This is a genomic window from Epilithonimonas sp., assembly GCF_032054305.1.
Lineage (GTDB): Bacteria > Bacteroidota > Bacteroidia > Flavobacteriales > Weeksellaceae > Epilithonimonas.
The window spans coordinates 16,301-30,407 of sequence record NZ_DAMBSX010000005.1 but is presented as its reverse complement, the minus strand read 5'-3'; the positions used below and the strand labels follow the sequence as shown (position 1 = coordinate 30,407).

17 protein-coding genes are annotated in these 14,107 nt (G+C 34.6%); 6 read left to right on the top strand and 11 right to left on the bottom strand.

From position 1 onward, the window contains the following. Positions 1-7: 7 nt before the first annotated feature. Genes RTX21_RS11490 through RTX21_RS11480 form a run of 3 tightly spaced genes read left to right on the top strand, consistent with a single transcriptional unit; the run spans position 8 to position 1,387 of the window. A complete protein-coding gene (locus RTX21_RS11490) occupies positions 8-451 on the top strand; it encodes an SRPBCC domain-containing protein (protein WP_312767803.1) in 444 nt (147 codons plus the stop codon). A 46-nt stretch (positions 452-497) separates the two neighbouring features. After that, a complete protein-coding gene (locus RTX21_RS11485) occupies positions 498-935 on the top strand; it encodes a VOC family protein (RefSeq protein ID WP_312767802.1) in 438 nt (145 codons plus the stop codon). 8 nt (positions 936-943) lie between these two features. Next, complete coding sequence (locus tag RTX21_RS11480; RefSeq protein ID WP_312767799.1) at positions 944-1,387, top strand: SRPBCC domain-containing protein; 444 nt, start codon at positions 944-946, stop codon at positions 1,385-1,387. A gap of 43 nt (positions 1,388-1,430) precedes the next feature. On the opposite strand, the gene RTX21_RS11475 is transcribed toward RTX21_RS11480, so the two are convergent. Then, on the bottom strand, positions 1,431-1,847 hold the full coding sequence (locus RTX21_RS11475) for a hypothetical protein (protein WP_312767797.1): 417 nt from the start codon (positions 1,845-1,847) through the stop codon (positions 1,431-1,433). Positions 1,848-2,130: 283 nt separating this feature from the next. Here RTX21_RS11475 and RTX21_RS11470 point away from each other — a divergent pair, with 283 nt between their 5' ends. Beyond that, positions 2,131-2,370 carry a hypothetical protein gene (locus tag RTX21_RS11470; RefSeq protein ID WP_312767796.1) on the top strand — a complete coding sequence of 80 codons (240 nt, stop codon included), beginning with the start codon at positions 2,131-2,133 and terminating at the stop codon, positions 2,368-2,370. Between the two features lie 188 nt (positions 2,371-2,558). Further along, positions 2,559-3,203, top strand: a complete 645-nt coding sequence (locus RTX21_RS11465) for a DnaJ domain-containing protein (RefSeq protein ID WP_312767795.1) — start codon at positions 2,559-2,561, stop codon at positions 3,201-3,203. Here the strand turns inward: RTX21_RS11465 and RTX21_RS11460 are convergent. The 9 genes from RTX21_RS11460 to RTX21_RS11420 form a co-directional block, all read right to left on the bottom strand. Further along, a complete protein-coding gene (locus RTX21_RS11460; protein WP_312767794.1) occupies positions 3,196-3,348 on the bottom strand; it encodes a hypothetical protein in 153 nt (50 codons plus the stop codon). The genes RTX21_RS11465 and RTX21_RS11460 overlap by 8 nt on opposite strands. Before the next feature lie 98 nt (positions 3,349-3,446). Beyond that, entirely contained in the window at positions 3,447-4,115 is a 669-nt protein-coding gene (locus RTX21_RS11455; RefSeq protein ID WP_312767792.1) for a GDSL-type esterase/lipase family protein, read from the bottom strand. Positions 4,116-4,200: 85 nt separating this feature from the next. Further along, on the bottom strand, positions 4,201-5,262 hold the full coding sequence (locus RTX21_RS11450) for an endonuclease (RefSeq protein WP_312767789.1): 1,062 nt from the start codon (positions 5,260-5,262) through the stop codon (positions 4,201-4,203). Between the two features lie 188 nt (positions 5,263-5,450). Beyond that, positions 5,451-6,527 carry an endonuclease gene (locus RTX21_RS11445; protein WP_312767788.1) on the bottom strand — a complete coding sequence of 359 codons (1,077 nt, stop codon included), beginning with the start codon at positions 6,525-6,527 and terminating at the stop codon, positions 5,451-5,453. Between the two features lie 193 nt (positions 6,528-6,720). Further along, positions 6,721-7,857 carry an endonuclease gene (locus tag RTX21_RS11440; RefSeq protein WP_312767787.1) on the bottom strand — a complete coding sequence of 379 codons (1,137 nt, stop codon included), beginning with the start codon at positions 7,855-7,857 and terminating at the stop codon, positions 6,721-6,723. A 221-nt stretch (positions 7,858-8,078) separates the two neighbouring features. After that, positions 8,079-9,278: an ABC transporter permease gene (locus tag RTX21_RS11435; RefSeq protein WP_312767786.1), complete on the bottom strand. Its 1,200-nt coding sequence runs from the start codon at positions 9,276-9,278 to the stop codon at positions 8,079-8,081. A 12-nt stretch (positions 9,279-9,290) separates the two neighbouring features. Continuing rightward, on the bottom strand, positions 9,291-9,650 hold the full coding sequence (gene rbfA, locus RTX21_RS11430; protein WP_089872644.1) for a 30S ribosome-binding factor RbfA: 360 nt from the start codon (positions 9,648-9,650) through the stop codon (positions 9,291-9,293). A 34-nt stretch (positions 9,651-9,684) separates the two neighbouring features. Next, complete coding sequence (locus tag RTX21_RS11425; protein WP_312767780.1) at positions 9,685-10,767, bottom strand: alpha/beta hydrolase-fold protein; 1,083 nt, start codon at positions 10,765-10,767, stop codon at positions 9,685-9,687. A gap of 52 nt (positions 10,768-10,819) precedes the next feature. Further along, on the bottom strand, positions 10,820-11,803 hold the full coding sequence (locus tag RTX21_RS11420; RefSeq protein ID WP_312767776.1) for an alpha/beta hydrolase: 984 nt from the start codon (positions 11,801-11,803) through the stop codon (positions 10,820-10,822). A 179-nt stretch (positions 11,804-11,982) separates the two neighbouring features. Between RTX21_RS11420 and RTX21_RS11415 the strand changes: the two genes are divergently transcribed. After that, positions 11,983-13,281 (top strand): Xaa-Pro aminopeptidase, encoded by a 1,299-nt coding sequence (locus RTX21_RS11415; RefSeq protein ID WP_312767774.1) that lies wholly within the window; start codon positions 11,983-11,985, stop codon positions 13,279-13,281. 86 nt (positions 13,282-13,367) lie between these two features. Here the strand turns inward: RTX21_RS11415 and RTX21_RS11410 are convergent, their stop codons facing one another. After that, entirely contained in the window at positions 13,368-14,006 is a 639-nt protein-coding gene (locus RTX21_RS11410) for an alpha/beta hydrolase-fold protein (protein ID WP_312767773.1), read from the bottom strand. Positions 14,007-14,107: the final 101 nt, after the last annotated feature.

The window sequence follows — 14,107 nt, the reverse complement described above, 5'->3', positions numbered from 1 at the left end:
AAAAGATATGGAAAAATTAAAATATCAAATCGAGATTAATGCAACAGCAGAAAAAGTTTGGGACATTTTATGGAATGAGAAAACTTATTCTCAGTGGACATATTATTTCAGCCCAGACTCCAATATGGTAACCGATTGGCAAGTTGGTGGTAAAACATATTTTACAGATTCTAGTAAGAAAAACGGAATGGTAAGCACCATAGAACGTATCGAGGAACCAAAATATTTGATTTTTAAGCATCTTGGAGAACTCCATAATGGCGTAGAAGATGTGGATTCTGAAAAAGTAAAGGCCTGGAACGGAAGCCTGGAAGCTTATTTCCTTGATGAGAATAATGGAAAAACAATCCTGAAAGTTGAAGTGGATTCTAATGACGAATTCAAAGAAATGTTTGATAACGGATTCAAAAAAGGATTGGAAGTGATAAAAAATATTTCTGAAAATAATTAAAACTCATGGATGAAATGTAATAAATAAACTTCAAAAAAATTAAAAAATGCCAAAATTAAATTCATACCTCAATTTTGATGGTACAGCAGAAGAAGCTTTCAAATTTTATCAATCCGTTTTCGGCGGCGAATTCGTAGGCGGTGTAATGAAAATGGGAAATGCTCCCGGAACAGAACACCTTTCCGAAGATGAAAAAAACCGAGTAATGCACATTGCGTTACCAATTGGAAAAGACCTTTTGATGGCTTCGGACATTGTCCCGTCTATGGGACATAAGCTCAATCAAGGAAACGGAAATTATATTTCTATTTTCCCAGAAAGCAGAGAAGAAGCGGACCGAATTTTCAATGGACTTTCCGCGGATGGAGAAATAGAAATGCCTATGGAAGACCAATTTTGGGGCGACTATTTTGGGAGCTTCAAAGACAAATACGGTGTTTGTTGGATGGTCAACTATAGCAAAGACTCTGGTTACGAAGGATAAATAACTTTATGGAAAAAGTAACTGCAAAAGCATCTATCGGGGTTCAGAAGCCTATTTCAGAAGTTTTTGAAGCGATTATCAATCCGGAAATAATGCAAAATTATTTCATTTCCAAAGGTTCCGGAAGAATGGAGACCGACAAGGAAATATTCTGGTCTTTCCCAGAATTTGATGGTTCATATCCGTTGACAACGAAAGAAATAGTTCCCAATAAAAAAATTGTTTTTGTCTGGGACCCAAAATCTATTGTGACAATTGGGTTGCAGCAGCTGTCTGAAAATAACACAGTGATAAAAATTACGGAAGAAGGGCACACCAGTGATGAAAAAGGAATAATGTGGGCGATCGGTCAAACCGAAGGCTGGGCGAATTTTCTAGCTTGTATGAAAGCGTGGCTGGAATATGGAATCCATCTGAGGAAAGGTGCTTTCGACTATATGAAGACTAATTAAAATTGAAGCTTTGCGATTGCAAGGCTTTTTTTATTTTACTTTTTTATATAAAAATTGCTCCTGTAATAGTTTCAAGTTCATTAATGTTTTCAATTATTGTTTTTGGACAATTGTGACAATAATAAAATATTCCAAACTCTTTGATTTGAGATTTGTAAATGAATAACTTATTGCCACATACATTACAGTTTCCTTCTTGTACAGGATTATTTAATGTACTTAATTTTTCAATTTCAATTGTAATCGTCTCAAGTATAACCTTTACACCCCATTGCATTTTAGAATAATTCGTATTGTAAAATTTTTCAAATTCGTCACAAATAACCAACATATCTAAGAAAATTTTTTTTCTATTTTCAAAGTTTTCAATAGTATATTTTCCACAATAATTTTTTAGTTTATCAGTATAACTAGAAGCTTTAAATATTATTTCTGTACGTGGGTTATTTAAGTCTAACATATTTGTCTTTTACAATTCTAAAATAATGAAATATTTTTAATTGAAGACAAATGTTTCTATTATGCGAAGCGCGCCCCGGCTTGAACGGAGCTCTTTTTCTGTCATTGCGATTGTATAAAAGTTCAACAGATTGCTTCACTTCGTTCGCAATGACAGAAAAAAGCGTGAACCCTTCGACCTCGCTCAAGATAAACTACAGGCGTATAAAGGCGTCCCAAAATTATTTAAAGTAAAAGATTTAGGACTGCGTCTTCCTAAATGTAAAACGTAAAACTTTAAAAAAATGAAAAAAGGAATTTTAGCAATCGCAGGTCTAGCAGCTATCGCAATTATCGCCAAAAAAGCACAAAAAAGAAAAGCATTCGTAAGAGGAATCCTCGACGAGTATGATGTGAAAGAAAGAACACCGTTCGGTTTTGCAGACAGAATCAGAACGATGAATGACGAAGAATACAACTCTTTGAAAGAGAAAGTGAGAACGCAATTCGGTAGAGGATGCTGCAAACCAAGAACTGCAGAATAATTTTTAGAAAATTAAATAAAATTGTTAGAAAAACGGGAAGTGAGAGCTTTCCGTTTTTTTATGCTTTTGTTTCTCGCAAATTACACAGATTTTGCAGTTGGCTTTATTAAAATCTGTTCGATTTGCTAAAATCTTCGAGAATTAAAATTCAGTTTTTTAAAGATAAATGAAATTGTTAGATTTGCTTTGTGAAAGATTACTACTACTTTCTCGGAATTCCTCAAAATGCTTCTTCTGAAGACATCAAAAAAGCGTACAGGAAATTGTCTCTGAAATACCATCCTGATAAAAATGAGAATGACGAATTCTTTTCGGAAAGATTCAAGGAAATCAAGGAAGCTTATGAAACCTTGATGGATGCGGAAAGAAGAAAATTGTACGACCAGAATCTTTCCAGTCAACAGAGAAATGTGAAAAGTATCCTTCCACCGAAAATCAAAAATTTTTCTGCTAGTAAAATCCGAGCAAAAGTGGGAGAGGAAATCACTGTTTATTGGAATACTTACGATGCTGATTTAGTGAAAATAATTCCTTTCGGATTAGAAAAACCGAATGGCGAAAGGACGATTCGAATTAAAGAGTTTGACTCCCAAGGGAAATTTCAAATTCTACTTCACGCTACGAATACTGTTCTTCACAAAACCATTGTTCAGGGAATTACAATCTCAGAATTAGCAGAATCAGAGCTAAATTCTGAAGAAAAAGAGTCATTAAATAATCCTTCTGACACGTTCCAAAAGCCACAAAAAAAAGAAAGCCAATCTAAAAGACTGGTTTCTGTTCTTATATTTTTAGCATTGGCTGCTATGGTTATCTGGCTTATGTTTAGCTGATTTTCAGTCTTCCTGGGCATTTTTTACAACGTTTCCCTTTCTTGAATTTTTTGCAACATTTTTTCTTGTCGCAATACATCATTTCATCGTTTCTGTAAGCTGGAGCTAAAGGCGCAATCTTGAAAGCTATAACTGTTGAGATCATAGCTGCAAATATAAAGTAATTTAGACTAAATACAAATTAAAAATAAAAAATTCCTTAATTATTTAACAACTAAGGAATTAATTCATGTTTCAAAAAGTTTATTTTAAATAACGCGCCATTACTTTCGCCCAAAGTCGATAACCTTCCGGTTTCATGTGTAGCATATCTTCTTTGAAAATATCGGTTCTTACTTTTCCATTTTCATCGTTCATTACTTTGGTGATGTCAATATATTTTGCTCTTTTTTGAGTTTTCAGATAAGCTCCGATAGATTCATTAAGTTCTTTCATTTGAGGCCAGAATTGCTCGCGACTAGGAGAATATTTAATTGAAATATAGGCGACCGGAACTTTCGGATATTTTTGACGAATCTTTCCAAAGAATATTTTGAATCTTTCCAAAACCTCCGCTGGAGTGGGATTATCTGTAGCAATGTCATTTTCGCCACAGTAGATCACAATTTGTTTAGGATCATAAGGAGCCAGAAGTTCCTCAGAATAATTGTTGAGATCCAATAATCTTGACCCTCCGAATGCACGATTAACAATGTTTTTGTTTGGGAAATAGTCATTCACATCTTTCCAATAGGTGAATGAGGAACTTCCTAAAAATAGAATTAGTTTCTTCGGGATTCCTTTGGTTTGGTCGAGTCTTTTAAACTCCTGAATTTCTTTCCAATAAGGTTTATCCTGAGCGAAAAATAAGAGAGAGTTGAGAATCAATGCCAAGAAAAAAAGCTTTTTGAAAATGTTTTTGTTATATTTCATTTTTAAAATTTTTTTAGAATTTCAAGGTACAAAAAAACAGCTGCTTTCGGCAACTGTTTCTTGTTTTTATACTTGTTTAAGAAAATTAATCAACGATAAATTTCGTGTTCAATTCTCCTGTTTTCAAAATGTACACCCCTTTTGGAAGGTTTTTCAGAGTTATTGTATTTCCATTTTGGAAAGGATTGTCTATTGTTTGAACATTTTGGCCAACCGTGTTATAGATAAACGCTTTCTTGAATTGTTTCAGATCTTTATCTCCGGTTACCTGGATTGTATTTCCTTTCACTGGGTTTGGAGCAATTGTAAGATTTTTAGAAAAAGAAGCGTCATCCACAGCCATTACGGTTCCCCAAATTTGAGCAATGTATTCTGGATGATCTATAAAAGGGTTTCTGTTTCCTTGATAAGCATAAACTGCGGCATTTCTATCTATTTCTTTCTGAGAAACTGGATCTTGCTGATGCCATTTTAATAACATACTTAAGAAAGGTTCTGCAAAAACTTTGAAAGTCGATCCGTCATACATATCATAAGAGAAAGTTGTGATTTGTGATTGGTATCTTGTAGCAAAGTAAAAATAAATACGAGCAATATCTCCTTTAAACTCATCGATAGGTTCAAACACTGTTCCAGAATATCCATTAAGCTTGCTTGTTCCTAGCTTTGAACCGTTTTTGGAGGTCCAACTCGCTGAACCGACTTCTCCATATGGATAATTACTTCTCTTCCCATTTACATAACCATCGGTAGGTAAAAGGTGATGATAGTCATTGTGCATTGGGGTTTTGTCGTCGAAAGTGGATTTTGGAATCGAATGCTCTCTATTATAACAAGAACCTTCACCACTATAACTTCCACATTGATTGGTTCCAATGGAATATTTATAAGGGTCTGGTCCTGTCGGGTTTTCTGAATAGACATCTAAAACCGAATTGTCATTTTCGTAATATTTGTCTCTGTCGGATGATGCAAATACAGTCCAACCATACCCTTTGTCCTGATGACCGCTGGTTACGATCTGACTTAGTTTGGTTTTAAGGGCTGCTCCTGTAAGACCGGTGGTTCCATCATAATAACCGGTAGGTATTTGGGCATTCATAATGCCATAAAAACCAATGCATAATAAAAAAATAGATTTTTTCATTTCAAAAAATTAAGGGCGACAAATATATTAAATTAAAATCAATGTTTTTAAATATTAACATTATAGTTATGATTCTTAATTGACTCAGTGTTTTTCATTGCGCTATTTTAAAAGATAAGGATAAAATTATAATAAAATAAAAAAGACAGAAATATTTTCTGTCTTTGTAATTATGAGATTATCGTTAATTATTCTACAATGAATTTGGTGTTTAATTCTCCTGTTTTCAGGATATAAATTCCTTTTGGCAAATTCTTCAGCGTAATTGTATTTCCATTTTGGAAAGGATTTTCGATCGTTTGAACATTTTGTCCTACCATATTGTAGATAAATGCTTTTTTGAATTGTTTCAGGTCCTTATCACCTGTCACATTGATCACGTTTCCTTTTACAGGATTTGGCGCAATATTCAGGTTTTTGGAAAAAGAAGCATCATCTACAGCCAATGGTGCAGCTCCCCAGATCTCTGTTACCCATTCTGGGTGATCGATGAACGGATTTCTGTTTTTTTGGTAAGTATAGGCAGCGTTGTTTCTTGCTATTTCTCTTTCTGAAACCGGGTCTTGTTGATTCCATTGCAACATTAGATTGAGTTCCCAATCTGTAAGCCCTTTATTTACATTACTTGTGTTAAGGATGTTTCCACTTGAAAAGCTAGAAAGTCTTGTCTGATATCTCGTTACAAAATATAAAAGAACTCTTGCAACATCACCTTTGAACTCGTTGATCGGCTCAAAAACAGTTCCTGAATAACCGGAAGAAGCATTTGGTCCTACCTTCGAGCCGTTTTTAGAAGTCCAGGTTGGGTTATTTACTTTCCCATACGGATAGTTACTTCTCATACCATTTACTTTCCCATCTGTAGGAAGGATATGTTGGATGTCCGAAACCATTGGACTTGCTTCATTGAAAAGACTTTGTGGAATCGAGTGTTCTCTGTTGTAACAATCACCTTCTACAGAATAGTTCCCACATTTTTTCACACCATGTTGGTAATTGTAGGGGTCTGTTCCTGTTGGGTTTTCCGAGTAGATGTCCAAAACTGATCCGTCTTTTTCATAGAAATTGTCAGTGTCTGTTGTAGGATATCCTGTGTAAAGAGCATCATAGCTTTTTGTGACATATCCACTTGTGATAATCTCTCCAAGTTTGGTTTTTAGAGCAAATCCGGTCAATCCGGTTGCAGTACTGTAATATCCGGATGGCTCTTGGGCACTCACCATTCCAAACATTCCAACACAAAGAATAAAGATACATTTTTTCATTTCAAAAAATTAAGGGCGCTAAAGATATAAAATATTTTTTGTAAAAAAATGAAATTTTTTTCAACAATATAGTATCTTAAATATTAAATTTCTAATATTTATCTGTTAATAATTTAAAAAAAGAGCAATATTGTTGTCAAAGTTAAAAAGGCAGAAATATTATCTGTCTTTTTAATAATTTTTGTGATAAAAATTAGTCAACTATAAATTTGGTGTTTAATTCTCCGGTTTTTAAAATATAAACTCCTTTTGTTAAATTATTCAGTATGATCGTATTCCCATTCTGAAAAGGATTGTTGATGGTTTGGACATTTTGTCCAACCATGTTATAGATGAATGCTTTTGTGAATTTCTTTAAATCTTTGTCTCCATTTATATTAATAATATTACCTTTAACAGGATTGGGGACAATTGTAAGATTTTTGGAAAAAGAGGCGTCATCCACAGCAAGAGGAGAAGAACCCCAAATTTCTGTTATCCATTCAGGATGATCGATGAAAGGATTTCTGTTTCCTTGGAATGCATAAGCTGCATTGTTTCTATCAATTTCTTTTTGGGAAACAGGGTCTTGTTCACTCCATTTCAACATCAGGTTCAGATACCACAATTGTAAGCCTCTGTTTTTAGAACCGTCCAAAGGGCTGGATGCTGTTTGGTATTGACTAAAAGACGTTAGTTTATCTTCATATCTGGTTACGAAGTATAAAGCCATTCTCGCAAAATCACCTTTGAACTCGTTGATGGGCTCGAAAACAGAACCGCTGTAACCGGGAACTTTGCTTGGACCTACTTTTGTGCCGTTTTTGGATGTCCATGTTGCTGTAGAAACTTCGCCATAAGGATAATCTCCTCTTTTTGAGTTGGTATAACCATCTGTCGGAACAACGAAATGTATGTCATGCGACATTGGCACTGCATCTATTCCTCCGAAGTATGTTTTTGGCAAAGAGTGTTCCCTGTTGTAGCAGCTGCCTTCTCCTGAGTAGTTACCACATTGATTTCCCCCGACAGAGACTTGCCCCCACTTGAATTCATAAGGATCATTGCTTACGCCCGGAGTATTGGCTGCCGGATTTTCAGAATACATATCGATGATGGTTCCGTCATTTTCGTAATATTTATCGATATCGGTAGTCTTGTATCCCAACCACAATCCACCAGTTCCACTTCCATAGCCCATATCTTTTGCTCCGGCAGTTATGATTTCTGCAAGTTTGGATTTTAATGCATAGCCAGTCAGCCCATTTGCTGAACTGTAGTAATTAGTTGGTGCCTGAGCATTCGCAATATTTGCAATAGCAAAGAATAGTAGAAAGATCTTATTTTTCATTTCAAATCAATTAGGACCGCAAAATTAATTTATAATTATTTTAAAACGTTAATAATCAGTGCTTTTTAAGTAAAATTTAAGTTGACATAAATCTATGTTAAATATTTTTCCACTTAAATTTATTTTAACCTGAAAGTCGTATTGAATGAATTCATTCAATAATACAAAAGAGAACTAATCAATATTTGGTTCTCTTTTATTTATGTGTTATTGAAGATAGATTAATGCTGAAGATATCTTTTGTTGACCTTTGAAAAGATCCAGGATATAGATAAGCCAAAAAATAATGCAACTCCGGAAACGATGATGTAATTGATCAGTTCTATCTTGATAGGGAAAGGCAAGGTTTCGCTTGCACGGAAAAAGCCTGTGTAAATTTGCATTATAGAAAGAGTAGAACCTATCACAAGCCCGGCAATGATCCCGAAAAAAACGATTAAAAGTCCTGTGAAGAAATAGATCATCCGAAGGTTGGGTTTATTAAAGCCTAATGCGATCAATGATTTGGCCTGCTCTTTTTTATCTAATTGCAAAATCGTTATAGCTCCGGCCAAATTAAAAGTTGTGATGAAAATAACCAAACTGAAAATCAGATAGATCATCAGTTTTTCTGTGTTGATCATTTTCCAAAATGCCGCATTTTCCTCAGATTTTGTATTGATGATGACTTTGTCCCCTAATTCTTTTGATAGATTAGTTTTAACACTCTCAGCATTATTCGGATTTTTCAGTTTAATCGCGATCTGGTAGCAAGCTGATCTTGGAAGTCCTAGAAGTTGCTGTGACAGTTCTATAGGAGCAATTATGTAATTGTCCAATTGGTCGTTTCCTGGAAAAATTCCGCTCACGAAGATATCTTTTTTGTTGAAGATGTCGTTTTCCTGCTGTATGATGCCTTTCCCAGGTTTGGGCATTAATATCGTTGCAAAATCCTGACTTGAGTTTACGGGAAGGGAAAGTCTGTTGTCCAGACTATTTTCCATGATCACTTCATTGCTGTATTTGAAATCGGGGTATTTTCCGTAATAGATACTTTCATGGATGGGATTCACGCTTGTGTAAGCAGAGTCAACACCTCTCAGATAGGCAATCTCTCCATTGTTTTTGTAACTCAGATAAACCTTTTCCTCTATAAGTTTGGAAAAATGGACAATTTCTGAATTTTTCTTTAATGAGTTTTGAATTTTATTAATGTCAGGCAGGATTTTTCCTGTCTTGCTTTTTATTGTAAGGTCAGCATGTAAGTTGGCAATCATATCCTTATTCAGTTCTTCCAGACCAGAGAAAACTGAAACTATGATAAACATTGCTGCCACAGCAGCTACCATTGCAAAAGCCGCCAGCCAAGTAATGAAGGTTACTGCTGTACTTCCTTTTTTAGAGATCAGATATCGGGATGCTATGTAAAAAGCAATTTTCAATAGTGTGGAGAATTATAGAATTGGATTGTCGCCTTCACCCTTCAGTTCCCTTTCTATACGTTCCACATCGTCCAGGCTTGTGTCTATGTAGAATGCCAACTGAGGAATGATACGCACCTGTTTTGCCATTTTTTGTCCTATGTAATTTCGGTAAAAAGCATTGTTGGTGTTGATTTCCTTCATGATCGGTTTTCTAAGTTCTGCAGGGAAAATACTCAAATATATTTTTGCGATACTTAGATCGGCAGTTACTTTCACATCAGAAACCGATACCAAAAAACTTTGTTTGCTTTCTGATGCTTGTTTGCGGAAGATCTCTGCCATGTCTTCCTGAATAATTTGCGCTACTTTTCTTTGTCTGTTGCTTTCCATAAGTTTGCAAATTTAGTGTTTTTGTTTGGATTTTCTAATTTAAGAGCCAAATCAAAGCTTGCTTCAATTCCCGTTTCCAATAATTTTCAGAATGCGTTCCGTCCTCATCTATTTTCATAACGATATTTTTTTCCGGAACGGATTTCTTTAATAATGACTCATTTACAGCTTCTATTTCCGGAACCATCGTTTCATCTTCATTTTTTCCGGCTACAAAATAGAATTTTGAATTTTTGAGATTGCTCTGATTTTTATTGAGATAAGTTTTCAAATCCATAGAAACAAACCAAAATGCAGGACTGAAGATTCCGGCTTTTCCAAAAACAGCCGGATATTTCACTGAAGCATAAAGCGAAATCAAACCGCCCATCGAACTGCCAATGATCAAAGTTTTAGAAGCTTGTTTCTGAGTCCTGTAAGTTTTATCGATATAAGGTTTCAAAGTTTTTGTAAGAAATTCTATATACAAATCGCCTTCGCCTTTGGTCTTGTATTTTTCATTATTCCAAGGCGAATATTCTGCCAGTCGGGTTTCTCCGCCATTATCAATTCCGATAACGATGGCAGACTGTCCTGTTTCTGAAAAGATTTGGTTCAAGGTTTCGTCAACATCCCATTCTCCGGAAAAACTCGTGAATTCATCAAAAAGATTCTGCCCATCGTGCATATAAATCACAGGATATCTTTTATTGGATTTCTCATAATCGGGTGGAAGGTATATCCAGATTTTTCTTGTGGTATTAAGTTGAGGAATTTTAAAATTCTCACTTAATATTTTGACATTAGAAGTTGCGGTATGTTTTTTCTCTTTTGGTTGTGTCCAGTTTTGGATCTTTAACTCGATGGTTTTTGATGAATTAGAAATTTCAAAAATTCTGTTTGGAGAATCCTCCGCGGTTTCCCAATTGCCTTGCGTTATTTTGTATTCTATTTTCTGAGAAGGATTAGGAATTATTAATATAAATGAATCTTCCGAATCTTTTTTGAACTCGAATTGACTATCATTCGGATTCCAATTGTTAAGGTTAGAAGCCAAATAGAACTTCGGATTTTGAGTTGTTTTCTTAGGAAGTTCTACGATTTTAAAAGTAATCTGAGCATTCAAAACTACAGTCATTAAAACTGAAAATAAAAATATAGATTTTCTGAAGAGAAAAAAATTAAAGCATTTAGTCCACATATTTTGTCTGTGACTTTATGAATTCCAAAGTTTTTTTTGCAACATCTTTAGCTTGATTCAAATTGATATTACTGAAAGTATGTTTCGCATTATCCAAAACAAAATATTGGTGATAAACTTTGTTTTTCTCCAATGCATTTACCAACAATTGCGATTGCGAGATATCTACAATATCATCTCCGGTCCCATGAAAGATCAATGTTGGTATTGTCTGCCTTGTCACATAGTTCAAAGGAGAGTAAATACTACACGCTTGGATGGCTTTTTTCTTATATTTATCTATATTGTAGCCCGTTAATTCTTGTATTTTTGCATGTCGAAGTCTGTATTTATCGCGAGAGTACAGTTTGAAAATTTCCAATGCTGCCGGATTTGCGTCGGTTTTGAATAATTCGTTCAGATTAGTTAGTCCATAAAAATTAACAAAATATTTTAGATTTAGAGACGTATTTTGGTCTTGTCTGTACGATGTGAGCAAACCTAGATGAGCACCGGAAGAAGCGCCCCAGATCCCAACATTGTTTAAATCTAATTGGTAGGTTTCCGCATTTTCCTTGATCCAATTAAGAACGTCTTGGCAGTCCTGTAGTGGTTTTTCCAGATGTGTTTTTTTATCTAAAGATGTAAAATTGATACTGATTACGGTGTAATTATTCGCAACCAAATCGGAAAGTACATATTGTCTGAAATTCTGTCTGATGATATTTTTATCACTTCTTACCCAAGCTCCACCATGAATATATATTACGACAGGTGATTTTTTGTTGATATTCTTAGGTTGGTAGATATCCAGTTTCAGATCTTTGTTCTCTGATGTTTTTTTATATGTAATGTCTTGATGGAGATTGTAATTAGCAGAAATATTGGGAAGCTGAACATCTTTTTTTTTGTCTTTATGTCTGCTGATTTTATAGCTTAGAATACTAAGGATAAAAAGTGAAAAAACAAGTAGTATATAATGTCTGGTCTTCATTCAAAGGTCATTTGCATCCCAAATATAGAGATAATTAAGAATTATCTTATGTTAATTTTTGATTTTATGAAAAAATTAAAGATTAGTTTCTCCTTTGCATAAACTATGTTTTGTAAATTTGGGTCACTTTAATTGATTTCTTATTTTGATAAGAAATTGTAATAAAAATCCATTTTATAATGACAACAAAATACGAACAGATTCCAAGTTCTCTTTTTGTGAAAAACAGAAAGAAGTTTGCAGAACAATTGTTACCAAAATCTTTAGCCGTTTTCAACTCCAACGATATTTATCCCATCAGTGCAGATTCTACGATGCCTTTTCAGCAACATCGCGATATTTTTTATTTGAGTGGAGTAGACCAGGAAGAAAGTATTTTGGTGATTTTTCCTGATGCTTTTTTGGAAGAAAATCGTGAGATATTATTTTTAAGAGAAACCAACGACCATATTGCGGTTTGGGAAGGTGAAAAATTAGATAAAAATCAAGCTTTTGAAACTTCCGGAATCAAAACGGTTTATTGGTTGAGTGATTTTGATAAAGTCTTCAAAAATCTAATGTACGAAGCAGAAAATGTTTATCTGAATAAGAACGAGCATTACAGAAATGCTGTAGAAACGGAACTGAGAGAAGACCGTTTCATCAAAAAAATACAGTCGGATTTTCCGATGCACAATTATAAAAGGAGCAATCCGATTCTTCAGCGTTTGAGAAGCATCAAAGAACCGGAAGAATTAGCCTTGATTCAGAATGCTTGTAATATTACTGAAAAAGGAATCAGAAGATTGTTGAACTTCATCAAGCCAAACGTTTGGGAATACGAAATCGAAGCGGAGTTAATTCACGAATTTGTAAGAAACAGAAGCAAAGGTTTTGCCTACACGCCGATTATTGCAAGTGGAAATAATGCAAATGTTCTTCATTACATCGCGAATAATATGCAGTGTAAAGAAGGCGATTTGATTCTTTTGGATGTTGGTGCAGAATATGCAAATTACTCCAGCGATTTGACCAGAACAATTCCAGTAAGCGGGAAATATTCTGAAAGACAAAAGGAAATTTACAACTCAGTTTTGAGATGTAAAATTGAGGCTGAAGACCGATTGGTGGCGGGGAATAACTGGTATAGATTCCATAAAGAAATGGGCGAAGTTTATACTTCCGAATTGCTTCAGTTAGGATTAATTGATAAAGCTGATGTCCAAAACGAAGACCCAAAATGGCCGGCTTACAAGAAATTTATGATGCACGGAACGTCTCATCATATGGGATTGGATACGCACGATTACGGAATCTTAACCGATGATTTTGTAGAGAATATGGTGTTCACCAACGAACCTGGTTTTTATATTCCGGCAGAAGGTTTTGGAATTAGAATTGAAGATGATTATGTGATTCAGTCGTCCGGAAAACCATTTAATATGATGGCGAATATTCCGATTACTGCGGAAGAGATTGAAGACTTGATGAATTCTTAAATATTAGAAATTAGAGTTTAGAATAATTCAACTTTAAAATTCAATATAAGAAATCCCGAACATTAATTTTGTTTGGGATTTTTATTTTATTTCTTGAAAAATTCCATCAAGTCAAGATAGTTTTTCTGATTCACGCCGTGTCCTGACATATACTCTCTGAAAGAAAAATAAGCGCTCAAATCATATAAAAGGTCAGCTGCTTTTCGTCCCCATTCCAAAGGAATCACAGCGTCGTCTGTCCCGTGAGAAATAAAGAAACGTAGATTTTCTAATTTCTTTTTTTCTTTCACAATATTTTTTAAAAGTTTTTCTTCCGGATAAGAACTTAGACAAGCTATTTTCGAGAACAAATCTGGATATTGTAGCGCTAAAGAATAAGCAATCATCGCGCCTTGGCTGAAACCGCAAAGGTGCGTCTTGTTATCCGTCAATCCATATCTGTTGGTAACGGTCATAATGTTTTCCAAAACCAATTTTACCGCTTCATTAGCTTCATTTTCGTCCACAAAGTTTTCAGCATTATTGAAATCAATATCAAACCAAGCGTAGCCTCCATAATTGGAATTATTAGGTGCTCGGAAACTGATAACCAACCAATCTTCCGGTAAAGTTGGAACAAAACTGAAAAGGTCTTCTTCATTACTTCCATAACCGTGAAGCAAAAACAAAACGGGCGTTTCTGATGTGATATTTTGAGGTTCTCTTACGAGGTATTGTAAATCCATTTTGCAAAGATAATTAACGGAAATCAGAATTTTGAATAGTTTTTATCTATAAGTTTTGTGTTGCTATAAAAAGCGTATTTTAGCACCACGAAAAATTTCTA